General features: G+C 66.6%; 21 protein-coding genes and 1 pseudogene. 12 read left to right on the forward strand and 10 right to left on the reverse strand.

Features of this window, described 5'->3' with window-relative positions:
• Positions 1 to 907 (reverse strand): quinone oxidoreductase (locus tag ACE3O8_RS07570; RefSeq protein WP_374388385.1); only part of this gene is annotated, 907 nt, incomplete at its 3' end.
• Positions 904 to 1,833, reverse strand: coding sequence for a glycerophosphodiester phosphodiesterase family protein (locus ACE3O8_RS07575; protein ID WP_374388388.1), 930 nt, complete (start codon positions 1,831 to 1,833; stop codon positions 904 to 906). The genes ACE3O8_RS07575 and ACE3O8_RS07570, both read right to left, overlap by 4 nt.
• Before the next feature lie 152 nt (positions 1,834 to 1,985).
• On the opposite strand from ACE3O8_RS07575, the gene ACE3O8_RS07580 reads away from it, so the two are divergent.
• Positions 1,986 to 3,599, forward strand: coding sequence for a GMC family oxidoreductase (locus ACE3O8_RS07580; RefSeq protein WP_374388390.1), 1,614 nt, complete (start codon positions 1,986 to 1,988; stop codon positions 3,597 to 3,599).
• Positions 3,596 to 4,732: an epoxide hydrolase family protein gene (locus ACE3O8_RS07585; RefSeq protein ID WP_374388393.1), complete on the forward strand. Its 1,137-nt coding sequence runs from the start codon at positions 3,596 to 3,598 to the stop codon at positions 4,730 to 4,732. Before ACE3O8_RS07580 ends, ACE3O8_RS07585 begins: the two co-directional genes overlap by 4 nt.
• Here the strand turns inward: ACE3O8_RS07585 and ACE3O8_RS07590 are convergent.
• Entirely contained in the window at positions 4,713 to 5,339 is a 627-nt protein-coding gene (locus tag ACE3O8_RS07590) for a PEP-CTERM sorting domain-containing protein (RefSeq protein WP_374388395.1), read from the reverse strand. The two genes, ACE3O8_RS07585 and ACE3O8_RS07590, sit on opposite strands and share 20 nt — an antisense overlap.
• 87 nt (positions 5,340 to 5,426) lie before the next feature.
• Here ACE3O8_RS07590 and ACE3O8_RS07595 point away from each other — a divergent pair, with 87 nt between their 5' ends.
• Genes ACE3O8_RS07595 through ACE3O8_RS07605 form a run of 3 tightly spaced genes read left to right on the forward strand, consistent with a single transcriptional unit; the run spans position 5,427 to position 8,877 of the window.
• Positions 5,427 to 6,308 (forward strand): DMT family transporter, encoded by an 882-nt coding sequence (locus ACE3O8_RS07595; RefSeq protein WP_374388397.1) that lies wholly within the window; start codon positions 5,427 to 5,429, stop codon positions 6,306 to 6,308.
• 44 nt (positions 6,309 to 6,352) lie between these two features.
• Complete coding sequence (locus ACE3O8_RS07600; protein WP_374388399.1) at positions 6,353 to 8,482, forward strand: S9 family peptidase; 2,130 nt, start codon at positions 6,353 to 6,355, stop codon at positions 8,480 to 8,482.
• Positions 8,479 to 8,877 (forward strand): acyl-CoA thioesterase, encoded by a 399-nt coding sequence (locus tag ACE3O8_RS07605; protein ID WP_374388401.1) that lies wholly within the window; start codon positions 8,479 to 8,481, stop codon positions 8,875 to 8,877. The genes ACE3O8_RS07600 and ACE3O8_RS07605 overlap by 4 nt, the downstream gene beginning before the upstream one ends.
• Here ACE3O8_RS07605 and ACE3O8_RS07610 read toward each other — a convergent pair.
• The 3 genes from ACE3O8_RS07610 to ACE3O8_RS07620 are packed head-to-tail and all read right to left on the reverse strand — an operon-like array spanning position 8,867 to position 10,825.
• Entirely contained in the window at positions 8,867 to 9,316 is a 450-nt protein-coding gene (locus tag ACE3O8_RS07610; RefSeq protein ID WP_374388403.1) for a hypothetical protein, read from the reverse strand. The genes ACE3O8_RS07605 and ACE3O8_RS07610 overlap by 11 nt on opposite strands.
• Positions 9,317 to 9,326: 10 nt before the next feature.
• Entirely contained in the window at positions 9,327 to 10,088 is a 762-nt protein-coding gene (locus ACE3O8_RS07615) for a tetratricopeptide repeat protein (protein ID WP_374388406.1), read from the reverse strand.
• Positions 10,085 to 10,825: an alpha/beta hydrolase family protein gene (locus ACE3O8_RS07620; RefSeq protein ID WP_374388408.1), complete on the reverse strand. Its 741-nt coding sequence runs from the start codon at positions 10,823 to 10,825 to the stop codon at positions 10,085 to 10,087. Before ACE3O8_RS07620 ends, ACE3O8_RS07615 begins: the two co-directional genes overlap by 4 nt.
• Before the next feature lie 344 nt (positions 10,826 to 11,169).
• Here ACE3O8_RS07620 and ACE3O8_RS07625 point away from each other — a divergent pair, with 344 nt between their 5' ends.
• From ACE3O8_RS07625 to ACE3O8_RS07650, 6 genes are all read left to right on the forward strand, one after another.
• Positions 11,170 to 11,412 (forward strand): hypothetical protein, encoded by a 243-nt coding sequence (locus ACE3O8_RS07625; RefSeq protein WP_374388410.1) that lies wholly within the window; start codon positions 11,170 to 11,172, stop codon positions 11,410 to 11,412.
• A gap of 82 nt (positions 11,413 to 11,494) precedes the next feature.
• On the forward strand, positions 11,495 to 11,716 hold the full coding sequence (locus ACE3O8_RS07630; RefSeq protein ID WP_374388412.1) for a heavy-metal-associated domain-containing protein: 222 nt from the start codon (positions 11,495 to 11,497) through the stop codon (positions 11,714 to 11,716).
• Complete coding sequence (locus ACE3O8_RS07635) at positions 11,713 to 12,096, forward strand: hypothetical protein (RefSeq protein WP_374388414.1); 384 nt, start codon at positions 11,713 to 11,715, stop codon at positions 12,094 to 12,096. The genes ACE3O8_RS07630 and ACE3O8_RS07635 overlap by 4 nt, the downstream gene beginning before the upstream one ends.
• A gap of 7 nt (positions 12,097 to 12,103) precedes the next feature.
• Positions 12,104 to 13,894 (forward strand): DNA helicase RecQ, encoded by a 1,791-nt coding sequence (gene recQ, locus ACE3O8_RS07640; RefSeq protein ID WP_374388416.1) that lies wholly within the window; start codon positions 12,104 to 12,106, stop codon positions 13,892 to 13,894.
• 59 nt (positions 13,895 to 13,953) lie between these two features.
• Positions 13,954 to 14,244, forward strand: coding sequence for a hypothetical protein (locus ACE3O8_RS07645; protein WP_374388418.1), 291 nt, complete (start codon positions 13,954 to 13,956; stop codon positions 14,242 to 14,244).
• A 98-nt stretch (positions 14,245 to 14,342) separates the two neighbouring features.
• Positions 14,343 to 15,425, forward strand: coding sequence for an alpha/beta fold hydrolase (locus ACE3O8_RS07650; protein ID WP_374388420.1), 1,083 nt, complete (start codon positions 14,343 to 14,345; stop codon positions 15,423 to 15,425).
• Here the strand turns inward: ACE3O8_RS07650 and cobT are convergent.
• The 4 genes from cobT to ACE3O8_RS07670 all read right to left on the reverse strand — a co-directional run bounded on the left by cobT (position 15,422) and on the right by ACE3O8_RS07670 (position 20,786).
• Positions 15,422 to 17,290, reverse strand: a complete 1,869-nt coding sequence (gene cobT, locus ACE3O8_RS07655; protein WP_374388422.1) for a cobaltochelatase subunit CobT — start codon at positions 17,288 to 17,290, stop codon at positions 15,422 to 15,424. The genes ACE3O8_RS07650 and cobT overlap by 4 nt on opposite strands.
• A 72-nt stretch (positions 17,291 to 17,362) precedes the next feature.
• The gene (locus ACE3O8_RS07660) at positions 17,363 to 19,477 is read right to left on the reverse strand and encodes an alkyl/aryl-sulfatase (RefSeq protein ID WP_374388424.1); all 2,115 of its coding nucleotides are present in this window, start codon (positions 19,475 to 19,477) and stop codon (positions 17,363 to 17,365) included.
• Positions 19,478 to 19,564: 87 nt separating this feature from the next.
• Positions 19,565 to 20,506 (reverse strand): LysR family transcriptional regulator, encoded by a 942-nt coding sequence (locus ACE3O8_RS07665; protein ID WP_374388425.1) that lies wholly within the window; start codon positions 20,504 to 20,506, stop codon positions 19,565 to 19,567.
• 10 nt (positions 20,507 to 20,516) lie between these two features.
• Positions 20,517 to 20,786: a BolA family protein gene (locus tag ACE3O8_RS07670; protein WP_374388427.1), complete on the reverse strand. Its 270-nt coding sequence runs from the start codon at positions 20,784 to 20,786 to the stop codon at positions 20,517 to 20,519.
• A gap of 62 nt (positions 20,787 to 20,848) precedes the next feature.
• On the opposite strand from ACE3O8_RS07670, the pseudogene ACE3O8_RS07675 reads away from it, so the two are divergent.
• Positions 20,849 to 21,166 (forward strand): annotated as a pseudogene (locus ACE3O8_RS07675) (hypothetical protein); the annotation flags it as partial.

Below are 21,166 nucleotides of genomic sequence, written 5' to 3' on the forward strand. Positions count from 1 at the left end.
GCACCGCATCGGCCAGCGGGAAGGTCTGGCCGATATGGGCCTTCAGTGCGCCCGCTGAGATCTTCGCGAACACGGCTGCCGTGCCCTGCGCGAAATCCTCTGCCGTGGCGTAATAGTCGAACAGGGTGGGCCGTGTGACGAACAGCGAGCCCTTGCGGGCGAGCAGGCCCATTTCGAACGGGGCAACCGGCCCCGATGCATTGCCGAAGCTGGCGAGGATTCCGCGCCGCTTCAGGCTGTCCAGCGAGGTTTCGAACGTGGCCCGGCCAACGCCGTCGATCGCGGCATCGACACCTTCGCCATTGGTGATTTCCCGCACGCGGGCGGGCACATCCGCATAGGGCAACACATGGTCAGCGCCGGCGGCGCGGGCGATATCCGCCTTGTCCGGCGAGCCGACCGTGCCGATCACGGTGACGTCCATCGATTTCAGCCATTGGCAGAGCAGCACGCCCACACCCCCGGCGGCGGCGGGCACCAGCACGGTCTGCCCGGGCTGCACACGGGCGCAGCGCTGGACGAGGGATTCGACCGTGCAGGCCTTCAGCCACAGGGCAGCGGCCTGCGCGTCGGTTATGCTGTCGGGCAGCTTCACCAGCGGGCGGGCATCCAGCACACGGTGGGTGGCATAGGCGCCGGGCGGATTGGTGAAATAGATCACCCGGTCCCCGACGTTCAGATGGGCGACGCCGTCTCCAACCGCCTCGACAATGCCGGCCGCCTCCATGCCGAGGCCCGAGGGCATCGGCATCGGATAGAGGCCGGAGCGGTGATAGGTGTCGATGAAGTTGACGCCGATCGCCGTGTGGCGGACGCGCACCTGACCGGCGAGGGGTTCGCCTACGCCCACCTCCACCAGCTTCATCACCTCTGGCCCCCCGGGGGCTTCGAAGCGGATCGCCTTCATTTGCTGTCTCCCACAAGGCAGGCCGTGCCGTCGCGATCGGCGGCTTTCAGGGCGCGCCAGGCCTCCACCGGCTGGTCCGTCGCGATCAGCACCACGCCGCGGGCGGCGAGTTCGGCATATTCGCGGCCGTCGCCGTCTGCCAGATAACGGTCGTCCAGCCGCTTGCCCGGCGCGCCGAGCGTGCCGGTGATTGCTTCGACGCCCAGTTCATCGAGCCGGGCGATGAGCGCGGCATCCGGTTCCTGCGTGCCGGTGAAATAGAGGATATGCGGGCCGGCCAGGCGGAGGACGGCGGGCAGTTCGCCTGCGTTGCGGGCGCCGGCGGAAATCATCATGTCCGGCGCGCGGGCGAGGGCCGCGCGGGTTTCCGCCAGATTGTAGGCGATGAGGATGACCTGATTTTCCATCCGGTTCTCGCGGACATGGGCCAGCACCTCGGCCAGCGGAACGCCGGGCTTCAGATCGAGCTGGAGGACCGCGCCGTTGCGACGCGCCCAGACGAGCGCCTCTTCCAGCGTGGGGATGCGTTCCTCGGTGATCTCGCCCTTGCCGTCTTTCAGCCAGAGGCGGCGAAGATCCCGATAGTCCTTGTCCGCGAGCGGCCCCGTGCCGGTGGTGGTGCGGTCAAGCGTGGCGTCGTGCATCAGCATCAGCACGCCGTCGGCCGAACTGGCGATGTCGATCTCGATGAAGATGGGGCCGCGTTCCACCGTGTTGGTGAAGCTGGCGAGGCTGTTTTCAGCCGCCAGCGGATCCTTCTGCCCGCGATGCGCGGACACGAGCGCGAGGCGGTTGACGCGCAGGCAATCGAACAGGTCGGGCATGGAGCGCATGACGGGCGCATGGCGGCGCTGGGGTTCGACATCGCCCATGGTGCAGCCGGCAAGGGCAAGGGACAGCGACAGGGTCAGGAGGATGCGACGCATGGCTTCTTCCTAGCCACTGACCCGGCCGGGGCAAGAGGCGGCGGCTCGGCTCGTCGTTGCGGGTTCCGCATTATGCGGAGGCTGGCTCCGCGAAAGGGCGTGGGCTAGGAGGGGGCGCATGAGCCTTTGGGAGAAGGCGGGAGGATGACAAAGTGACGGATTTCGATTTCGTGATCGTGGGTGCCGGGTCGGCCGGATGCGCACTGGCGGCGAGGCTGTCGGAAGATGCGGGCACGCGCGTTGCGCTGCTGGAAGCGGGCAGCCCCGACAAGGCGATGATGATCCACATGCCGGCGGGCATCGGCGAGATCATCCCGCCGGAAAAGCAGAGCGAGCTGAACTGGAATTTCTGGACCGAACCCCAGGCGCATCTGAACGGGCGCAGGCTCTACTGGCCGCGCGGCAAGACGCTGGGCGGCTCCTCCTCCATCAACGGGATGGTCTATATCCGCGGCCATTCCAGCGATTACGACCGGTGGGCGCAGGTGGGCTGCACCGGCTGGGGCTGGGCGGATGTGCTGCCCTATTTCCGCAAGGCCGAGGATTCCGACCGGGGATCCAGCGAGTGGCATGGCGCGGGCGGGCCGCTGGCGACGACGCGGCGGATGCTGCCGCATGTGCTGAACAACGCCTTCATCGATGCGGCCGTGGAAGCCGGGTGGCCGCGCACCGACGACTTCAACGGCGCGCAGTTCGAAGGCGCGGGCAGCTATGATTCCACGATCCGCGACGGGCAGCGCTGGTCTGCCGCGCGCGCCTATCTGACGGACGAGGCGCGGCGGCGGCCGAACCTGACGATCATCACCGGGGCGCTTGCCGAACGGGTGGAGTTCGAAGGGAAGCGGGCGGTGGGCGTGCGCTATTCCGGCGGGCAGCTGGTGAAGGGCCGGCGCGTGATCCTGAGCGGCGGGGCGATCAATTCGCCGCAGCTTCTGATGCTGTCGGGCGTGGGGCCGGGCGCGCAACTGAAGAAGCTGGGCCTGCCCGTGGTGGCGGACCGGGCGCAGGTGGGCCAGAATCTGCAGGATCACCTGGACGTGCTGGTGCAGTGGAACTGCAACCAGCCGATCACCCTGAATTCCAACACCAATCCGCTGGTGAAGATCTGGACCGGCCTGAACTGGATGCTGCGCAAGCAGGGAGCCGCCAGCTATATGCCGACGGCGGCGGGCGCCTTTGTTTCCACCCGCCCCGGGCTGGCCGCGCCCGATATCCAGATGCACTTCATGCCGGTGAAGGGGAATGCACATGGCGTCGGCGGGCTGCAGCCGCAGCACGGCTATCAGGTGCATGTGTGCCAGGTGCGGCCAGAAAGCCGGGGATCCATCTGGCTGAAATCCCCGGACCCGATGGCGCATCCGGCGATCGACCCCAATTACCTGTCTGCCCCTGAGGACATGGACACGCTGACGAAGGGCGTGGAACTGGCGCGCGCGATCGGCCGCCAGCCGGCGCTGGCGAGATACAACGACGGCGAAGCCTGGCCGGGCGAGGCGGTGCAGGGGGACGCGCTGAAAGCGAAGCTGCGCGACTGGGCAGAGACGATCTATCACCCCGTCGGCACCTGCCGGATGGGGCTGGACGCCGAGGCCGTGTGCGACATCGCCCTGAACGTGAACGGGGTGGAAGGGCTGATGGTGGTGGACGCCTCGGTGATGCCGTTCCTGGTGAGCGGGAACACCAATGCGCCGACCATCATGATCGCGGAAAAGGTGGCGGAATCGATCCGGCGCGAACTGAAGGGCGGCGAAAGGCGCGCGGCATGAGCGTGACGCCCTTCGAGATCCCGGTGAACCCGGACGAGCTGGCCTGGATCCGGCGCCGGGTGGAGGAATTCCGCTTCTTCGAGGAGCCGGAAGGCCATCGCTGGGAGCATGGCGCGAACCGGGCCTATATGGAGCGGCTTCGCGAACATTGGCTGACGTCGCATGACTGGGCGGCGACCGTTGACCGGCTGAACGGCTTTCCGCATGTGCGGGTGGAGGTGGAACCCGGCTTCCGCCTGCACGCCCTGCATCTGAAATCAAGCCGGGCGGATGCGCGCCCGCTGCTGATCGCCCATGGCTGGCCGGGATCGATCATCGAGTTCGAGACCATCTATCGCCGGCTGGCCGAGCCGGAGGACCCGTCGGCGCCGGCCTTCCATGTGGTGGCGCCTTCGCTGCCCGGATACGCCTGGAGCGACCGGCCGAAATCCCCGATCGGCCCGCGCGCCGTGGCGAAGCTGTACGACCGGCTGATGGCGGTGCTGGGCTATGACCGCTTCATCTATCAGGGGGGTGACTGGGGCTGCGTGATCGGCGGCTGGATCGGGCTGGAGAGCGCGGCGGTCCAGGCCATCCACCTGAACGGATACGGGCTGCGATCGGCCGACATGACGCCCCGGACGGACGACGAGAAGCGCTGGATGCAATGGGCGTTGCAGATCCGCGCGACGGAAACCGCCTATCTTCAGCTTCAGGCGACAAAGCCGCAGAGCCTGGGCTTTGCGATGATGGATTCGCCGATGGGCGTGGCGGCCTGGCTGGCGGAGAAATACTGCGGCTGGTCAGATCTTTCGACCGGGCATGTCGATCCGCCTTTCGGTCTGGACACGATGCTGGACACCATCATGGTGTATCTGTCCACGCGCAGTTTCCTGTCGGCCACATGGCTCTATCGCGGCATGTTCCTGGAAGGCGGCTTTTCCATCCCCGAGGGCCGGCGGATCGAGGTGCCGACAGGCGTTGCGGCCTTCCCGCATGATCTGCTGGCCTTCCCGCCGCGCAGCATGGTGGAACGGGGCTATCATGTCGTCCACTGGACCGACATGCCGCACGGCGGCCATTTCGCCGGGCTGGAAGAGCCGGACCTGCTGCTGGCGGACCTGCGGGCGTTCGTCAAATCAACGCAGGTTTAGACCGACGTCTCAACACCGCACCGATACTCAGAAATCCGAAAATCATTGAAATCCACAGCGCAGGCTCTGGAACAGCAGGCAATGAACGAACAAATTGCAGATCCACATTAACGGCGCTTGGATCAATACCATCCTTCAAGGTCAGATTGATATAAAAATTTGTTGGATCATAGAAATAATGGTACCAAACGCCCGGAGAATCCCACCACTTGTAGCTGTCAAATGACGCAGCCCTAATTCTCGAGGACTCCAAACCAAATACAACTTTTGGCTTTTCTAGCAACGGGTGCGCTCCGCCAAAAAAATCTCCACAAATATCGTTTACGCATTCCCATGCGTTATACAGCGAATCCGGTCCTTCGCATCTCATTGATTCTCCAGGCATTGTATATGTATTGGTGCACCATTCTCCCGTTGCATAGGCGCCAAATACCATTTCTTGAATTTGATTTCTTCCGGCGCTAATATAAATATAATTTAAAGAGGACGGCTTCAGCACAAATGTCTTTTTAACGATAGTGACGGCTAGGGACTGAGTTGAAATCAATCCAATAACAACGGCGCAAAATATCTTAAACATAGTCAGCCCCCAACTTGATATGGTCATTTTTTATATGGGGCGATTCTGGTTTTCAAGTGCTGTTCGGTGCAAGCAGATCGGATTGATGTCCCAAAGATTGCGCCGGGGTAAAATGTGTCCGATCTGAAGCAATTTTCAAATGATCCATCATCGAGTTCGCCTTGGCCGCTCGCCGCGCTCATTCTTTCATCCGTGCTGTTGGCGTTCGGGCCGGTGCTGGTGCGCCTGTCGGACACGGGGCCGGTGGCGGCTGCCTTCTGGCGGATGGCGCTGGCGGCGCCGGTGCTGCTGCTGGTGGCCCTGTGGACGCAGCGCGGCAGGGGGCTGAAGCCGGCGGCGCTGCCCTGGGGGCTTGCGATTCTGTCCGGGCTGTTCTTTGCCGCCGACCTCGCGACCTGGCACCTGGGGATCGTTCGCACGTCCATCGCAAATGCGACTTTGTTCGGGAACACGGCCGCCTTCATGCTGGCCGGCTGGTCGATCCTGGTGAAGGGCCAGCATCCCGGCGCAAGCACGCTGAAGGCGCTGGCGCTTGCCGGGGCGGGGACGCTGCTGCTGCTGGGAACCAGCGCGCAGCTGAGCCCGAAGCATCTGGCCGGCGACGCGCTGAGCCTGCTGGCTGCTGCCTTCTACACCGGATATCTGATCGTGGTGATGGGCCTGCGCGACCGGCTGCCGACATCGGTGGTGCTGGCGATGTCTACGCTGGCGTCGGTGATGTTCCTGCTGCCGGCCGCACTGATTGAACCGGGATCGATCTGGCCCGCCGACTGGCGGCCGGTGATCGCGCTGGCGATCACCAGCCAGCTTGTCGGGCAGGGGCTGATGGTGTTCGCCAGCGGGCGGCTGCCCGCGCCGGTGATCGGCGTGGGGTTGCTGGTGCAGCCGATGGTGTCTGCCGCGGCGGGGTGGCTGCTGTTCGGGGAAGTGCTGGGCCCGCTGGAACTGGCGGGTGCGACAATGGTGCTTGCCGCGCTGGTGCTGATCCGGCGCTGAAGCCTGCTTGCCCCGGCGCCGCGCGCCCGGCTAGGACTGGGCGCATGGATCGCCGCACATTCGTCGCCGGCAGCCTTGTCGCTGCCCTGCCCGCCCAACCCCTTCTCGCCGAAACCGGAAAGGCCCGCATGAAGCCTCCTGTCGCACGCCGTGGCAACCACAGGTTCACGGTGCAGGGCATCACCATCGAGGATCCCTATGCCTGGCTGCGGGACAAGGACTATCCCAAGGTCGACGACCCCGAGATCCTGGCCTATCTGAAGGCCGAGAACGCCTATTTCGAGGATCGGATGGGCGACGCCTCCATGCTGACGGAGGCGCTGTTCCAGCAGATGAAGGGGCGGATGAAGGAGGATGATTCCTCCGTGCCCTATGCCGACGGCGACTGGCTATACTGGTGGGCGTTCGAGGCGGGCGGGCAGTATCGCAACTGGTATCGGCGCCCGCGTGGCGGCGGCGAGGCGACGCTGATCCTTTCGGAGCCGAAGCTGGCCGAGGGGAAGGATTATTTCCGGCTGGGCACGCTGGACGTTTCACCCGATGGCCGGCTGATGGCCTATTCGACCGACACCAACGGGTCGGAGCGTTATGCGCTGATGATCCGCGACCTGGCATCGGGCGCGGACATCGAGACGGTCGCCCCGGATTCGCTGGGCGGCGTGGCGTGGAGCACGGATTCGAAATCGCTGGTCTGGGCGCAGGCGTCTGCCGAATGGCGGCCGACCAAGGCCTGGCTGCACCGGCTGGGCGCGCCGAAGAGCGAGCTTCTGTACGACGAGCCCGACGCCGGATTCTGGGTGCAGCCCTCCATCACGCAGGACCGGAAGTGGATTCTGCTGAACAGCTATACGCAGACGACGAACGACGTGCGGCTGCTGGATGCCTCTGACCCGGCGAAGCCCGCCGTGCTGGTGAAGCCGCGCAAGACGGACGTGCGCTATACGATCGACGCGCGCGGCGACACGCTGTTCGTGCTGACCAACGACGATCATGTGAACTTCCGCATCGCCACCGCGCCCGTTGCCGATCCGGGGACCTGGACGACGCTGGTGGCGGGATCGGACGATGTCTATCTGACGGACATCACCGCCTTCCGCTCCTATCTGGCGGTGGAGGAGCGGCTGCGCGGGCTGGACCAGATCCGGCTGATCTTCCCCGACGGCAAGGACCGGCGGGTGAAGTTCCCGGAGGACAGCTATACCGCGAGCCTGGGCACCAATGCCGAGCCGGACGCGCCTGCGCTGAGGATCAGCTATTCCTCGATGGTCACGCCGGCGACGGTGTTCGACTATGACGTGGCGGCCTCGACGCTGGCGACGCTGAAGGTGCAGGAGATCCCGTCGGGCTATGATGCCAGCCAGTATGCGACCGAGCGGCTCTATGCCCCGGCGCGCGACGGCACGAAGGTGCCCGTTTCGGTGGTGTACAAGCGCGGCTATGCGAAGGACGGCAAGTGGCCGCTGCATGTCTATGGCTATGGCAGCTATGGCATCGCCACGCCGCCCAGCTTCTCGTCCGCCCGCCTCTCGCTGCTGGACCGGGGTTTTGCCTATGCGATCGTGCATACACGCGGCGGCGACGACCTGGGGTACCAATGGTATCTGGATGGCAAGCTGGAAAAGCGGGAAAACACCTTCAACGACTTCGTGGATGCGACGCGGTTCCTGAACGCACAGGGCTTCGGGCGACCGGGGCTGAACAGCGCCAGCGGCGGATCGGCGGGCGGCTGGCTGATGGGCGCGGCGGTGATGCAGGCGCCGCAGCTGTGGGGCGCGATCGTGGCGCATGTGCCGTTCGTGGACATCGTGAACACCATGCTGGACGACACGCTGCCGCTGACGCCGGGCGAATGGCCGGAATGGGGCGATCCGCGCAAGGACGAGGTGGTGTTGAAGCGGCTGATCCGCCTGTCGCCCTATGAGCAGGCGCTGCCCGGCCCCTTCCCGCCGATGATGATCACCGGCGGGCTTTCGGATCCGCGCGTGACCTATTGGGAACCGGCGAAGTGGGCGGCGCGCATCCGCGCGGTGAAGACCGACAACAATGTGCTGCTGCTGAAGATCAACATGGGGGCGGGCCATGGCGGCAAATCCGGCCGCTATGAACGGCTGCGCGAGACGGCGGAGGAGTTCGCCTTCATCCTGATGGCGCTGGACGGGCAGATGAAGGCGTGACGACATCCCCGTTCCGGGTGGCGCTGCACCCCGCGGCAGCCGACATCGACGAGAACGGGCATGTGAACAATATCGTCTATGTGAAGTGGCTGCAGGAGGTTGCGACCGCGCATTGGGCCGCCGTGGCCCCGGCAGAGGCGCAGGCGCGGTATCTGTGGGTGATTTCCCGGCAGGAGATCGATTATCGCGCCGCCAGCTTCGCCGGCGAAACGCTGTGGGCGGAAACCTGGGGCGAAAACCCCAAGGGCGCGCGCTTCGACCGCTGCACGACGATCAGCGGCCAGGATGGCAGCCTGCGGGTGGAGGCGCGCACGACCTGGGTGATCATGGACCGCGAGCTGAAGCGCCCAGCGCGCCTTCGGCCGGAGCTGGTCGCGCTCTTCCTCAGAGATTGAGGACCAGGCTTCCGTTCTGCGGCACGTCTGCCCATTGCCGGGCGAGGTCGGCCATGCAGGTGCGAATGGCGGCGATATCCTCGGCCGACACAGGTGCAGCGGCATGGCCCCGCGCCTCGCAGCCGAGTTCGTAAAGGGCGATCAGCTCTTCGACCGGTGTCTGGCCGCCCATCGACCATGTGTCGGCCTGCATCGTTTCGACGAGGCGTTCGATCGGTTCGGCCTGTGCGCTGGACCCATCGGTGAAGCCTGCATCCGCCCCCTGCGCGACATTGGCGAGGAAGCCCCGGCCCTGCAGCACGGATTCGACGGCATAATGCACCATGTCGTGTGGGATCATGCCTTGCTTCGGACAGTCGACGGCGGTGGTGCTGCCATCCGAACGGGTGATGGTGAGGCGGTCATGCTTGCCCCCCAGCCGCGTAAATTCCAGCTTCATCGGGCGTGTTTCATTGGGCGGGCGCCTCGTTCAGCGCGCGCGCGGCGAGCTTTGCGGCGTCCGTGCCGGGGGCCTGCGTCACCACCTGTCCCCACAGCTTGCGGGCAGCGGGGATATCCCCGGACGCCGCCAGGATCGCCCCCTGTTCGAACTGCACATCGGCATCCGCCGGAGACAGCTCTGCCGCCTTTGCGATATCGGTGCGGGCGCGGGGCAGATCATTCTGCCGGCGCGCAAGCGCGGCAGAGAGGAGCCAGCCGGCAGGTTCTGCGGGCGACAGGGCCAGGGCCTTGTCCAGATCGGCGCGCGCCGATCCGAGGTCAGCGAGTTCGGTGTGGGCCCGCGCACGATCGATCAGCAGGTTGGCGCTGCGCACCGGGGCGAATTCGCCGGCCGCGACGATGCCGCTGGAAAAATAAGTGACCGCGCCCTTCGCATCGCCTGCGAGCAGCGCCGCGTTGCCCGCCTGTCCCCAGAAATCGGCGGCCATGGGGCTTTTCTGCGCTTCGGCGGCCTGCGCCGCCTTTGAGAGGGTCACGGCGGCTGCGGCGTTCCGGCCCTGCTGCAGCTGGGCGAGCGCCTGACAGTGACGGGCCGGAAGGCCGCCGCCCAGCGCCTGCCACTGGATCGCGAATTCCTCTGCCTTTTGCGCATCGGTTGGGATGGCGCGGACGCAGCCGTCGTAGCGCTTGGGATCGAGCGAGGGATCATAGGTCTCTTGCGCGAGCGCCGGGGCGGCGGCGAGGAGGAGCAGGATGAGGGCAGGCTTCATGGCGCGAGGCTTTCGAACGTCTGTTCCAGCAGGGCGAGATCAGACGGGGCGGAGAGACGGTGATCGCCGCCTTTCACAAGAGTCAGCTGAACGTCGGTTGAGCGGAGCGCGCCCATCAGTTGCTGGCTGACCTGCCAGGGCACATCGGGATCGGCTTCGCCATGCAGCAGGCGCACCGGGCAATCGAGCGGGACCGCGCCGGACAGCAGGCAGGCCCCCTCGGCATCCTCCACCAGCGTGCGGCTATAGCGATAGGGGCTGTCGGCATAGGCGGACGGGCGCGTGGTGAAGCCCTGATGCGCGAGCCGTTCGACATCGGCGGCATCGAGCGACAGGCCCCAGCGGGTGAAATCCGGGGCAGCGGCGATGCCGACAAGCGCGTGGATGCGCGACGGATCGCTGAGCGCCAGATGGAGCATGATCCAGCCGCCCATGGAGGAACCGACCGGGAGCAACGGCCCCGGCGCCAGCGCATCCGCCACGGCCTTCGCGTCCGCCGCCCAACGGCGGATCGAGCCGTTGTCGAACTCGCCTTCCGAGGCCCCGCAGCCGGAATAATCCAAGAGCAGGCAGGCGCGTCCGGTGGCTGCGGCCCAGCGGAGAAGATGCTGCGCCTTGGTGCCGGACATGTCCGACATGTAGCCGGGCAGGAACATGAGCACGGGGCCGCGACCGGGTTGGAAGCGGGTGGCGAGACGGACGCCGTCTCCGCGATCGAGGAGCTGGATTTCGGGCATGGCCCTGCGTAGCGCGGCCGGGATAATTGCGCGAGAGGGCCAGGACGCCAATGTGGCGGCGATGGCCCGGTGGTTCACTGCCCTGTTCGCGCTGCTGGCGCTTGCGCTGGAAAGCAGCCATGCCGCCGCCATGGCGCAGATGCCCGTGGCGCCAATTGCACCTGTGGCGGCAACGGCGAGCGCGGACCTGCCCTGCCATGGCGATTCCGCCGAGGCGGCGCCGGCGGAGAAGGCACAGACGACAAGGGCCCCTGATTGCTGCCCGGATGGATGCGCCGGCGGCTGCCTGATGCTGGCGGCTATCTGGGCCTTGCCGGGGATGCCTCTGGCCGATGCGCCGTCTGATGTGTTGCTGGCCTTCCGGCCTTCACTTCCGCCCGAAGACGGGCCGGATCGGCTGGGCGCCCTACGAAGGCGACTATGGCGATGCGCACCTGTGGCTGCTCGCGCAGCTGAAGCGCGACAGCGGCATGGCCGACGAGGTGCAGCCCGCGCTGGTCGCCCGTCTTTTCTATCGCAAGCTGCTCGTCGAGGCCGGGGTGACCGATCGCGGCGGGTTGATCCTGAATTCCCAAATTCGATTCTGAGAGGATATCCCATGAAAATGCTGATGACTGCCCTGTTTCTGGCGGCCGCCCCCCCGTTGCCGCCGCGCCGACGCCGGAACTGGTGACGGTGAAGGTGAACGGGCTGGTGTGCGATTTCTGCGCCCGTTCGATCGAAGCGATGATGAAGAAGCGCGACGATGTGTCCGGCGTGCATGTGGATCTGGACAAGGGCGAGGTTCACCTGAAGCTGAAAGCCAATGCGACGCTGGACGATGCGACGCTGAGGAAGCTGATCACCGACAGCGGCTATAATGTGACCGGCGTTGATCGGAAGGTGCTGTGAGAGCGCTTGGCGTTCGCGACACGCTGGCGCCGACGCTGAGCCTGTTCGCCTCCACCTCCACGCTGCTGTGCTGCGCCCTTCCGGCGCTGCTGGTGACGCTGGGGCTGGGGGCGAGCCTGGCCGGGCTTGTTTCGGCGGCCCCCTGGCTGGTGGCGCTGACGAAATACAAGGCCTGGCTGTTCGCGGGATCGGGGCTGATGCTGGCGTTCGCGGGATGGATGCACTGGCGCGCGCGCCTGCTGCCCTGCCCCGCGGACGCGGCGCAGGCCCGCGCCTGTGCGCGGCTGAGGACGTTCAGCACGTGGATGCTGGGGATTTCGGCCGCGATCTGGGCGGTCGGCTTCTTCTTCGCCTTTCTGGCGGCCGATCTGTTGCTATGACCCTTCCATGATTCGCGACCCCCTCGAAGCGCTGCACTCCGTTTTCGGCTTCGAGGGGTTCCGCGGGGTGCAGGGCGAGGTGATCGCGGACGTGGTCGCCGGGCGCGACGTTGCGCTGGTGATGCCCACCGGGGCGGGCAAATCCCTGTGCTATCAGATCCCGGCGATCTGCCGGCCGGGATGCGGGATCGTGATTTCGCCGCTGATCGCGCTGATGGCGGATCAGGTGCGGGCCATGGCGCTGGCAGGCGTGCGGGCTGCTGCGCTGAACAGCCAGTCCGGCGACGGGGCGGAAACCGTGCGGGCGTTCCGCGCGGGCGAGCTGGACCTTCTGTATGTGGCGCCCGAGCGGGCCGCGATGGAGGGGTTCCGCAGCCTGGTGGCGCAAGGGCCTGTCAGCCTGATCGCCATCGACGAGGCGCATTGCGTGAGCCAGTGGGGGCATGATTTCCGCCCCGACTACCGGCGGCTGAAGGCGCTGTGCGACCTGTTGCCGGGCGTGCCGCGCATCGCCCTGACCGCCACCGCCGACGCCGCGACAAGGGCCGACATCTGCGGGCAGCTGGGAATTTCGCCCGACAGGCTGCTGGTGGCCGGGTTCGACCGGCCCAACATCCAGTACCGGGCGGAGGCGAAGCGGCGGCCCGCCGAGCAGCTGACCGCCTTCGTGCGCGCGCAGGGCGATGTGCCGGGCATTGTTTACTGCCAGACGCGCAATGCGGCCGAGCAGGCCGCCGAGACGCTGGCGGCAGCGGGCGTGGAGGCGCGTGTCTATCATGCGGGGCTGCCGGCCGAAGAGCGGAGCGCCAATCAGCGCTGGTTCCAGCGCACCGAGGCGGGGGTGATGTGCGCGACCGTCGCCTTCGGGATGGGGATCGACAAGCCGGACATCCGCTTCGTGGTGCACATGGGCCTGCCGAAATCGATCGAGGCCTATTATCAGGAAACCGGGCGCGCCGGGCGCGACGGCGCGGCTTCGGTGGCGATGCTGTTCTGGGGGCCGCAGGATGTGACGCTGGCGCGGCAGCGGATCAACGATGGCGAGGCGGACGACGCACGCAAGGCGCATGAGCTGGAGATGCTGCGCAAGCTGGCCGCCTGGGCCGAGACGCTGGGCTGCCGACGCGTGCCGCTGCTGTCGCATTTCGGAGAGCCGGACCCGAAGCCGTGCGGGAACTGCGACAATTGCCTGGAAGCGCCGGCGACGCTGGACGTGACGGAGGAGGCGCGCAAGCTGCTGTCTGCCGTGTATCGCACCGGGCAGATGTTCGGCGTTTCGCATGTGGCGAAGGTGTTGCGCGGCCTTGCGGACGAGAAGGTGCTTCGCTTCGGCCATGACCGGCTTTCGGTGTTCGGGATCGGCGGCGATCTGGCCGACGCCCAGTGGCTGAAGCTGGGGCGGCTGCTGGAAGCGCATGACGCGCTGGCGCGGGATGAGCATGGCGGCGTGCGCCTGGGGCCTGCGGCGCGCGCCATCCTGAAGGGCGAGGAAGTGGTTTCGGTGCGCGCCTCTGACTGGGCGCCGGAGCGGCGGACGCGGACGAAGCGGGCCGAGCGGGCGGGCGCCGAACTGGGGGCGGCCGACGCCGGGCTGTTCGAGAAGCTGCGTGCCTGGCGGCGCGGCCGGGCGGAGGCCGAGGATGTGCCGGCCTTCGTGGTGCTGCACGACAGCGCGCTGAAGGCCATTGCGGCGATGCGGCCTTCCAGCCGGTCCGCTCTGGCGGCCGTGCCGGGCATCGGGGGCGCCAAGCTGACCCGCTTCGGCGACGAACTGCTGGCGCTGGTGGCGGACGATTGAGAGAGCAATTGCCGGTTCAGCCACCCTGGACCAGCATGGGCATCGAGAGGAGACGACAGATGCGGAACATGACCCTTGGCCTGATGGCTGCACTGGTGATGGGCGGCGGCGCGCTGCCCGCCGTTGCGAAGGACAAGACCCAGTGGGTTTACGACGGCAAGGCCTATGACAGCTATGAGAGCTGCAAGCGTGCCAAGGACAAATCCAAGGACCGTGCGGCTGTCGTGGGTGCGGCGAGCGCCGGCACGGTGGCCGCGCTGGCCGGCGGAAGCCTGGCCGAAACCGCGCTGGTTGCAGGGGCCGGCGCGCTGACCGGCGCGGTGATCGGCAAGAACGCGAAGAAGTGCTGAAGCGACGGGCGGGCCGATGCCCGCCCTGCCCTTTCCGGCCGCGACCCTGACGGACTCGCGGGCTTTGCCTGCGGCGCGGGCCGCCGCACTGTGCGGCCATGCAGACCCCCCTTCCCCCCGGCGTGACGCGCCGCATGATCCCCGACGTCAACGGGCTTCAGATGCACATCCTGGAAGCAGGAGATCCCGGCGACCCGCTGGTGCTGCTGCTGCACGGCTTTCCCGAGCTGGCCTATAGCTGGCGCAACCAGATCGCGCCGCTGGCGGCAGCCGGCTTCCATTTGGTCGCGCCCGACCAGCGGGGCTATGGCAGGACGACGGGCGAGGACCGCAGCCGGCTGGAGCAGTTCCGCATCCTGAACCTGGCGCGCGATGCGATGGGGCTGGTTTCGGCGCTGGGACATTCGGAGGTCGCCTGCGTGGTGGGGCATGATTTCGGCAGCCCCGTCGCCGCATGGGCGGCGCTGGCGCGGCCAGACATCTTCCGCGCCTGCGTGCTGATGAGCGCGCCCTTCCCCGGCGCGCCCGCCTGGCCTTTGCGGCCTGCCCCGGCCGTGCCGGACTGGCAGGCGGCGCTCGCCCGATTGGGGCGCAAACATTATCAGTGGTATTATTCGACCGATGCGGCGGCCCCCGACATGGATGCCCCCGCGCAGGGGATGCGCGCCTTCCTGAGGGCCTATTACCATGGGAAGAGCGGGGACTGGGCCGGCAACGAGCCGTTTGCGCTGAAGGGGTGGACTGCGGAAGAGCTGGCGAAACTGCCCGACTATTATGTGATGCCGCTGGACAAGGGGATGGCGGAAGCGGTGCTGCCCTATGCGGCCGGCGAAGCGCCCTGGCTGACCGATGCGCAGCTTGATGTCTATGCGCGGAACTTTGGCCGCACCGGCTTCGGCGGCGGGTTGCTGTGGTATCGCGCGATCACCAGCGGGCGGTTTCAGGCCGATTTCGAGCTGTTCGCGGGACGGCGCATTGAAGGGCCCGCCTGCTTCATCGCCGGTGATCGGGACTGGGGCATCCACCAGAACCCCGGCGCGCTGGAGGCAATGGGCCAGCGCGCGGGCGCGGACTGGCGCGGAACAACGCTGGTGCCGGGCGCCGGGCACTGGGTGCAGCAGGAAAAGCCGGATGAGGTGACGCGGCTGCTGCTGGACTTTCTGCGCGGGCTCCCGCGTTAGCGGCTGCCCCGGCGGGCGCCCCTGCCCGCACCCTTGTCCTCCTCGAACAGGGCGGCCAGCTGTTCGACAATGGCGCCGCCCAGCTGTTCGGCATCCATGATGGTGACGGCGCGGCTGTAATAGCGGGTGACGTCGTGGCCGATGCCGATGGCGATCAGCTCCACGGGGCTCTTCGCCTCGATCCAGCCGATCACCTGCCGCAGATGCCGTTCCAGATAATTGCCGGAGTTCACGGACAGCGTGCTGTCGTCCACCGGCGCGCCATCGGAGATCACCATCAGGATGCGCCGGTCCTCGGAGCGGCCGATCAGCCGGTTGTGCGCCCACAGCAGGGCTTCGCCGTCGATATTTTCCTTCAGCAGCCCTTCGCGCATCATCAGGCCCAGATTGCGGCGGGCGCGGCGCCAGGGGGCGTCCGCCTGCTTGTAGACGATATGCCTGAGGTCGTTCAGCCGGCCGGGCTTTTGCGGGCGGCCATTCGCGAGCCATTTCTCCCGGCTCTGCCCGCCCTTCCAGGCGCGGGTGGTGAAGCCGAGAATCTCTGTCTTCACGGCACAGCGTTCCAGTGTGCGGGCCAGGATGTCGGCGCAGATGGCGGCAATGGAAATGGGGCGGCCGCGCATGGAGCCGGAATTGTCGATGAGGAGGGTGACGACCGTGTCGCGGAAATCCGTGTCGCGCTCCACCTTGTAGCTGAGCGCATGTTCGGGCTGGACAACGACGCGGGTGAGGCGGGCGGGATCGAGCAGCCCTTCTTCCTGATCGAATTCCCAGCTGCGGTTCTGCTGCGCCATCAAGCGGCGCTGGAGCCGGTTAGCAAGCTTGGTGACTGCCCCCTGCAGGCTGACGAGCTGCTGATCGAGATAGCCGCGCAGGCGGGTCAGTTCTTCCGCATCGCACAGCTCTTCGGCCGTCACCACCTCGTCGAACTCGGCCGTCCAGGCGCGGTAGGTGAAATCGGGCGGCAGCTTGCTGTCGGGCAGGTTCGGGCGCCAGGGCATCATGCCGTCCTCGCCCTCGTCGCCCGGTTCCGCGTCGGACGACATGTCGGTCTCGCTCTCGACCTCTTCCGTCTCGCCCTCCGAGTCTCCGCCCTCCTGTTCCTCAGAGCGGGATTCGACGGATTGCTGGGCGGACTGGGCCTCGGCGCTTTCGTCGCCCTCGTCCTCGCCCTGGCTGTCCTGTTCCTCGTCCTGATCGTCGTCCTGTCCCTGCTCGTCGTCCGGGCTGTCTGGATCGTCGGCGAGGCCAAGATCCGCCAGCACGCGGCGGAAGGCGTCTGCGAAAGCCGTCTGGTCGTCGATGCTGGCGGCGAGCTGGTCGAGATGGGCCCCGGCTTCCTCCTCCAGCCGGGCGCGGACCATGTCCACGCCGTTCGCGGCGCTGTCGGGCACCGGCTGGCCCGTCAGCCGTTCGCGAACGATGAGGCCCACGGCGGTCGCCAGCGGGACTTCATCGGGGGTGCGGGCGCGGGCGATCGGATCCGCCTTCATGCGCGTGTCGAGCATGCGGCGGAGGTTCAGCGACACGCCTGCCATGTCCCGTCCGCCGACGGCTTCGATCCGGGCCTGTTCGGCGGCGTTGAGCATTTCCCGCGGCAAGCCGGGGCCGACATCGACCCTTGCATGGGTTTTCGCGTCATGCAGGCGGGTTCGAAGGGCGAAACTGTCGGCCCAGCCGCGCGCTTCGGCCGCCTGTTCGGCAGACAAGGTGCGCGAGGGTTGCGGCACGCGCGCCTGATCGCCGTGGCAGGCGGGCTTGTCGGCCGTGTAGGCCAGTTCGAATTCGGGGCGGCGGCCAAGGGCGCGCATGCCGGCGGCCAGCGCCTGGCGGAAATCCTCGAGCGGGTTCGGATCAACGGGCATCGCCTGCCCGTCTAGCCCAGCCGCGGGCCGCCATGAACCCTGATTATTGGGCGCATGGCGGCGGGCAGCGGGCTATTCCGACATGCCGATCGGACTGACCACATACTGGAAGGGCTTTGCGGTGGACGGCACCTGCCGTGCGTTCCTGGTGCCGGGGAAAATCTCGAAGTCCGGCGAGAAGACGGTGAGGATCGAGCGCAGCTCGTTGAAGGGCCTGCGATCGCCTTCGAAGCGCGCCTTTCCTTCGGCCTCCAGCTGTTCGAAGCTCTTTGCGCCCAGCATCACCTGCGTGAGATCCGTGCGGTTCAGCGTGATCGTGAGGTTCGCCTTGGGATCGGTGAAGCCCTCGATGTTGGTGAGGGTGGCGTTCGACATTTCGATCTTGAACTTCTGGCCGTTGTCGGGCGTGATCAGGTTGACCGTCCACGCCATGCCTTCTGCCTTGCGGCTGTCCATGCTGATGCCGAGGAAGTCGAGCCACTGGCCCGTTTCCATGGCGCTGACGATATCCGGGCTGGCCGAATTGGCGGCCGTGCCTTCGGCAATCCCGCTGCGCAGTTCGGCCGCCAGCTGAAGATAGGAATTGCGGAAGCTGGTGCTTTCGTCCTGGTAGCCGAGCTGTTCATAGGCATCGGCCAGCACGTTGCGCCCTTCCTGGTTCTGCGGTTCCGCGAACACGAGGTGCTGGAGGATCTGCGCCGTTTCCCGATAGCGGCCGGCCGCGTTCAGTTCGCGCCCCTTGGCGATCATCGGCGCAGCCCCGCCCATCATCCCGACGAACAGCCGCCCGGTCACTTCGGACGGGGGCGGATCGAGATTGGAGGGGTTGCCATCCCAGAAGCCGAGATAGCGGTTGATGATGCCGCGGACATTGTTCTTGGTGGCGCCATGATAGCTGCGCGCCGCCCATTGCTGCTGCAGGCTTTTCGGAACCTGATAGATGTTGTGCACCTGGTTCACGGAGACGCCCTGGTTGGCGAGATGCAGCGCCTGCGAATGCATGTTGGCGTAGAAATCCCGCTGGGCGCGAAGCACCTCCATCGCGCGCGCATTGCCCCAGCGCGGCCAGTGGTGGGACGCGAACATCACCTCCATGTCGGGGAACTGGTGGATGGCCTGGTTGATCTGCTTCGACCAGTTGGCGGCATCGCGGACGGGCGCGCCGCGCAGGGTATAGATGTTGTGGATGGTGGCGGTGACATTCTCGGCCGCCCAGAAGGCCTTCCATTCCGGGAACCAGGTGTTCATCTCCGTCACGGCCTCGGTGTCGGGCGTGTCGTGGAACACCATCTTCACGCCGTCGACCGTCAACTCCTCGAGATTCCGGCTGATGACGTGGGTCGGCGCGATCAGCGTGGGCACGCCGGCCGAGACATTCTTGCCCAGCGACTGATCGACATGGCCGAACGGCGAGCGCCGCAGGATCGTGGCATACTGGATCCGGCTGCGCCGTGTCATCGCGTTGCCGGCGAACACATTTTCCGAGATCGCCTCGTGCATGAAATTGGGCGGCGCGATGATCACCGTCTTGCCCGCGCGGACATCCGCTTCATCCACCACGCCGCGCACGCCGCCGAAGTGATCGATATGGCTGTGCGAATAGACGACGCCCGTGACCGGCCGCTTGCCGAGCTTGTCGTTGATGAAGTTGAGCGCGTAGCGCGCGACTTCCATCGTGGTGAGCGGATCGAAGACGATCCAGCCCTTTTCCCCCTTCACGAAGGTGATGTTGGTGAGATCGAGGCCGCGCACCTGGTAGATCTTGCCAGGCAACACCTCATACAGCCCGGTGTTCATGTTGAGGCGCGCCATGCGGAGCAGCGACGGATGGATGCTTTCGAAATCCTTGTCCTGAAGCAGCCATTTGTAGCTTTCGAGATCCCAGGCGATGTGACCGGCATCGGCCTTCACCGTGTTGGATGGCAGCGGCGCCAGAAAGCCCCGCTTCGCTTCCGCGAAATCGCGTTCATCGGCAAAGGGAAGTGCTGCCTTTTCGGCGTTGCGCAGCGCGATCGTGGACTGCGAGGCCGTCTGACCCTGCGGGTGGAAATGCAGGCCCTTCGCCGCATTGGGATCGACCAGCGGATTGGCGGACTGGGCTGACAGCGGCGCGGCTGCCAGCAATGCGATCGCAAGCGCCCGGCGGGCGACGCCCGACCAAGTGGTGGAGGCCTGATATCCTGTCATCTACGTCTCCTCTGCTCGCAGCCTGTTTTTCCATTTCCTGCTGCATTGTCGCGGGCGCCGCATAGCGGGGCAGATGTTGGCAAGGCGTCAACCTGCGGTTGACGCGCCAATCTCTGACTGGTGCAGCAGATCATGCATCAGGGTCTCGACCGCTTCGATGGCGGGGGATTTCACCCGGCTCGCGCGGAGGCAATGCACCTGATGGCTGAACGCCTCCCCCTCCACCGACAGTTCCACCAGACCGTGCGTGCGCATGAGCGTTTCGGCCAGATAGTGGGAACTGAACAGCAGCAGGTCGGACCGGGCGACCGTTTCCGCCAGAATGTCGAAATCAGGGCCGGTGAAAGCAAAGTCGGCGTCCTGCCCGACGTGGCGGCGATACCAGTGCTGGAAGCGGCTGTAGGGCTTGAAGCCCGCGAGGCCATAGCCGGCGAGAGCCGTGAGGGGAACGCGACCCTGCCCCGTCAAGGGGTGCCCGGGACGGACGAGGATGACCGAACTCAGGGTCTGCAGATGCCGGTGCATGAGGCCGGGGGGAAGCTCGATGTCCTCGATATGGCAGAGCGCGATGTCGAGCGAGCCCTGGGCAAGCTGCGGCACCAGATCGGTGGCCGGTCCCAGTTCGATCGACAGGCGCAGGGCGGGCCAGCGGCGTTTCGCTTCCGGCACGACGATGCGCGCGACACCGGGCGCCGGGAACGGTCCGCAGCCGATGCGGACCTGCCCCTGCATCAGCCCGCTGGCATTGCGGAAATCGGTTTCCGCGAACGACAGCGCGGCGAGTGCTTCACGGCCGGAGCGGATCAGCGCCTCTCCGGCGACCGTCGGCCTTGTGCCGCCCGTCGCGCGGTCGAATACCGGCGCGCCCAGCCGCGCTTCGATCTGCCGCACGGCCTTGCTGACGGCCGCCGGCGAGACCCCGAGCGCAAGGGCGGCGCGGCGAAGGCTGCCTTCATCCGCCACGGCCATCAGATTGGCCATGTCGCGCGAACCCAGCGCGTGACCGGCAGCATGGTTGCGGATCGACATCGACGGATCGTCAGGCCGGGGGCGCTTCGGCCTTGATGGCAAGCGCATGGACGCGTTCGGCCAGCAGGTCTGCCAGCGCGCGGTTCACCGCCCGCTGGCGCTGGACCCGGTTCATGCCGGTGAAGCGGGCGGAGACGATCTCCACCGAGAAATGGCTTTCGCCGCGGGGGTCATGGCCGGCATGGCCGTGGTGTTTTTCGCTGTCGTCGATGACGGCGAGATGGACGGGGGCGAAATTCTCGCGCAGCCGCCGTTCGATCTCGTCCCTGATGGCGCCCATGTCGGCCTCCCGCAAGCTGTTGGGACTTCCTATATGGGCCGTTTGGCGTTCAGGGAACGGGCATGAAGACGAAGGGCGGCGCATTTCCGGGAAATCATGGCTGCGCCCACGAAGGCTGCGGCCTGGCGGGTGATTATCGCGCGCCGGTGCGCAGGCCCGGCAGCAGCTTCGCCGCGCCCTCCGGTCCGCCGGAGTGGCAGTATTTCTGCCTGGAGCATGTCCGTGAGTTCAACGCGAAGTGGAACTATTTCGACGGCATGAGCGAGGAGGCGATCTGGGACGCGCAATCGCCCTATCCCACATGGGACCGGGAAACCCGCGCCTTTGCCCACAATGCGATGAACGGCGACATGCGGGTGGACGATGCGCTGGGCGTGCTG

Origin of the sequence: Sandaracinobacter sp. (assembly GCF_041909755.1) — a bacterium.
GTDB lineage: Bacteria > Pseudomonadota > Alphaproteobacteria > Sphingomonadales > Sphingomonadaceae > Sandaracinobacteroides.